Annotated in this window: 5 protein-coding genes; all 5 read left to right on the top strand. The window is 73.1% G+C overall.

What is annotated here, in order from left to right; all coding sequences use genetic code 11:
• Positions 1-1321: hypothetical protein (locus tag WDV86_RS07430; protein WP_339566976.1), on the top strand; the 1321-nt coding region annotated here is incomplete at its 5' end.
• Between the two features lie 178 nt (positions 1322-1499).
• Complete coding sequence (locus tag WDV86_RS07425; RefSeq protein WP_339566975.1) at positions 1500-2039, top strand: hypothetical protein; 540 nt, start codon at positions 1500-1502, stop codon at positions 2037-2039.
• 278 nt (positions 2040-2317) lie between these two features.
• Complete coding sequence (locus WDV86_RS07420) at positions 2318-2581, top strand: hypothetical protein (protein ID WP_339566974.1); 264 nt, start codon at positions 2318-2320, stop codon at positions 2579-2581.
• The gene (locus WDV86_RS07415) at positions 2578-2718 is read left to right on the top strand and encodes a hypothetical protein (protein WP_339566973.1); all 141 of its coding nucleotides are present in this window, start codon (positions 2578-2580) and stop codon (positions 2716-2718) included. The genes WDV86_RS07420 and WDV86_RS07415 overlap by 4 nt, the downstream gene beginning before the upstream one ends.
• Before the next feature lie 227 nt (positions 2719-2945).
• A partial coding sequence (locus tag WDV86_RS07410; RefSeq protein WP_339566972.1) for a ParA family protein occupies positions 2946-3687 on the top strand: 742 nt, incomplete at its 3' end.

Genomic DNA, 3687 nt, shown 5'->3' with positions numbered 1-3687 from the left:
CGTGGCCGACCTGGCCGAGGCCGACCGGCTGGTCGACCAGATGGGCGAGAACGACCACCGTGCCGGTCTCACGACCGGGGAGCGGGTCGCCGCCTTCGCCCAGCTCTCGGCTCTGGGCGTCTCGGCCGCGCAGATCGCCAAGCGCACCGCGACCAAGCGCGCCGACGTCGACGCGGCCCTGACTGTCGCGGGCAGCGGCATCGCCACCGGCGCCGTCGAGCGGTGGGACTTCCTGACCCTGGACCAGTCCGCCGTCCTGGCCGACTTCGAGGACGAGCCGGACACGGTCACCGCCCTGGTCGCCGCCGCCCGGTCCGGGCAGTTCGAGCACGTCGCCCAGCGCGCCCGCGACGCCCGTACCCTGCGCCGCCAGGGCGAGCAGATCACCGCCGACCTGAGCGCGCAGGGCATCCCCGTCATCGACCGGCCCCGCCACGACGAGCGCACCCGGTCCCTGGGCGACCTGCTCGACGCCCAGGGAGAGCCCCTGACCCCGGAGGCGCACGCCGAGTGCCCCGGGCGCGCGGCCTACGTCCGCCCCTGGGTGACCTGGACCCACGAGCAGGAGCCCGAGGACACCGACGACGTCGAGGGTGGCTACGGCGAGGACGAGGAGGAGGACGAGGCCCTGGCCGAGAACCTGGCCGACGACGGCGTGACCTCGATCAACTATCTCCCCGCGAGCCAGCGCGTCGAGACGATGCAGGCCGTCCACGTCTGCACCGACCCCAAGGGCAACGGCCACACCGACCGCTACGCCCACCTGACCGGCGGCAGCACCCGGCCCCGCGCGGCCGACATGAGCGAGACCGAGCGTGAGCAGGCCAGGGCCGAGCGCCGCGACGTCATCGAGTCCAACCGCGCATGGGCGTCGGCCGAGACCGTCCGCCGGGACTGGCTGCGCGCCTTCGCCACCCGCAAGAGCGCCCCCAAGGACGCCCCGCAGTTCATCACCACCACCCTGCTCGACGGGTGGGCACTGTCCAAGGCCCGCGAGAGCGGCCACCGCCTGGCCTGCGACCTCCTGGGCGCCGACAGCAGCGGCTACGGGCGCCGCCCGGTCCTGCTCGACGAGCGCACCACCGGCCCCCGCGCCCAGGTCATCACCCTGGTCCTGCTGCTGGCCGCCGCCGAGGAGGCCACCGGCAAGCACTCCTGGCGCAACGTCTCCGCCGACACCGCCCGCTACCTCCACTGGATCGAGGCCCAGGGCTACACCCTGTCCGACGTCGAGCGCCGCGCCTGCGGCCAGGACCCCCTGCCCCAGGCGCCCGCCGAGCCCGAGGACCGGCAGGACGAGCAGGACCAGCCCGACGAGTGACCCCCTGGAGGGGCGCCCCCGACCGGGGCGCCCCTCCCCCTCCCGCAACGGCCAGCCCACCACCGGATCGGTCCGGGCGCCGCGAGCACCAAGAAAAGTTGCCCGACGGCTTGCCTTCCAAGGATACGAACGGTAGGGTTACTACCGTAAGTAGGGCCGAGGGAGAGTGGGATAAGAAATGGGCAAGACCGAGAAGAGCGTGGCCGCCGAGACCGAGGCCGCGCAGTCCTCTCCGGGTCAGGGTGGCTACTGCCGCGCCCACCTCAGCGACTTCCGCGATTTCGTGGACTACATGATCCCGCGGTGCGCCTGCCACCTGCTGCCTGGGCTGGCGCCGCGCACCACCCAGCGCAGTGCCGCGATCACGCTCGAAGCCACCGCCGCTCGCCGAGGCGCCGCGCTCCAGGTCCGGGAGGCCGTTGCCAACCACGGCCCCATACGCGCTCGCGCCACCGCAGGGGCAGCCCGGACGGCCGACGAGTGGGCCGAGCGCGCCAGCGACCCGCTCGACGACGAGATGGTCCCCTCGCCCCGGTGCCTGCACGCCGCCTGGCACGCGGCCAACAACGCCGTCGACCTGGCCGCGCCGGACGAGATCCCCATGGTGGTCCATTGGGACAACCCGACCTTCGCCGCGGGATGGGAGAACGACTTTGACCGCAGGAAGGACTACTCCCCGAATGCCCCGATGCAAGCCGACGACTGGGACGACTGGTGAGCGTTGGCCACCTGACCCACGCACCATGCGAACGGCGGCCGTGCGATCGAGCGCGTCGTCCGCGCAGTCCGCCTCACCGGTATCGCTACCGCCCCCGGCGGCTGGACTCGCGCCGAGGCCGACGGCCGGGATGACGAGCAGGACCAGCCGGCCAGTGACCACGCGGAGGGGCGCCCCGACCGGGGCGCCCCTCCTCTCCCGGGGCTGCGCCCCCGAAACTCGACCCCTCAGGAGTAGTCATGACACGCATGTCGGTACCCCGACCTAACCTCCGCGCTATGCCCACGACCCGGCGGACGATCCGGCTTGACGTCGAGACCGCTGTCCTGAGGCTGGCCGCCGTGCTGGTCCTGCTGTTGGTCCCGGTCGCCCTCGGCGGCTGGGTGCTGCTGGCAGGCCAAGACTCCCAGACCGCTCTCGTGCTGGGCGTGGCCCTCGTCCTCCTCGGCGCCGTCCCCTTCGCCGTCCTTCTCGCCCGCCTCATCGCAAACGTCCACCTCGACGTGCAGACCTCCGGCGACCAGGACGGTGAGGACGCATGAGCACCTACCGGCTCGACGTCGAGGACGGCGACGCGAACCCCCGCGACGACCGCCCTAACCTCCTCAGCAGGCGGCGCTCAGGTGGGTGGTCGCTCTTGGCTGGTGTCCCGCCGCTGGTGCACGCCGTCGTCGTCTGAGCGGACCCGCCTTCGGCGGGACAGCCTCCCCCGCCACAAGCGGCCACCCACCGGAGCGCCGGCGCCACGAGCTCGCGCAGCTCGGGCCCTGCGGACCCGCCTACGGCGGGACAGCCCTCCCGGCCCCGGCGCGGGGGCTGCGCCCGCACGCCCCGCCACCCGCGTATCACTTGTCATCCAACTACTCAAACGCTACCGTTCCCCACCTTCGGACCCTTGGAGCAAACGTGACCACCCACGTCCTCGCCCTGGCGAACCAGAAAGGCGGCGTCGGTAAGACCTCCATCACCGTCGGCCTCGCAGACGCCCTCGCCCGCCAAGGCCGCCGCGTGCTCGTCATCGACGCCGACCCCCAAGCCAACGCCACCGCCAACCTCGGCATCGACCAAGCCCCCCCGTTCACCCTCAACGACGTCCTGGCCGTCGACCCCACCACCCGCACCGTCGCGCCCGGCGTCATCGCAGAAGCGATCGTGCCGGCAGGGGAGGGGTGGACCGGCGTCGACGTCGTCGCCGCCGAGCTCGCCCTATCCAACCGTGAGCAAGACCAGGACCCCGGCCGCGAGGCCCGCCTGCGGACCGCGATGGACGGCGCCCTCGACGCCTACGACGTCGTCCTCATCGACTGCCCGCCCAACCTCGGCCAGCTCACCATCAACGCCCTCACCGCCGCTGACGCCGCCCTCCTGGTCACCGAGCCCCGCGCCCCCAGCGTCGACGGCCTGACCCAGATGACCCGCACCGTCGGCACCGTCCGCCAGCACTACAACCCCGCCCTGCGACTGGCCGGCGTCGTCGTCAACCGCCACCGCACCGACCGCCGCGACCGCGTCGAATGGGTCGACCAGCTCCGCGAGGACTACGGCACCCGCCTGCTCGAGCCGCACCTGCCCGAACGCGAAGTCGTCGCCGTGGCCACCAGCGCCGCCGCGCCGCTGTCCGCCTACGGACCCCGCGGCCGCGACGTCC

This window comes from Pseudokineococcus sp. 1T1Z-3 (genome assembly GCF_037482365.1).
GTDB lineage: Bacteria > Actinomycetota > Actinomycetes > Actinomycetales > Quadrisphaeraceae > Pseudokineococcus.
The sequence above is the reverse complement of the archived record's forward strand: the minus strand, read 5'-3'. Positions and strand labels throughout refer to the sequence as shown.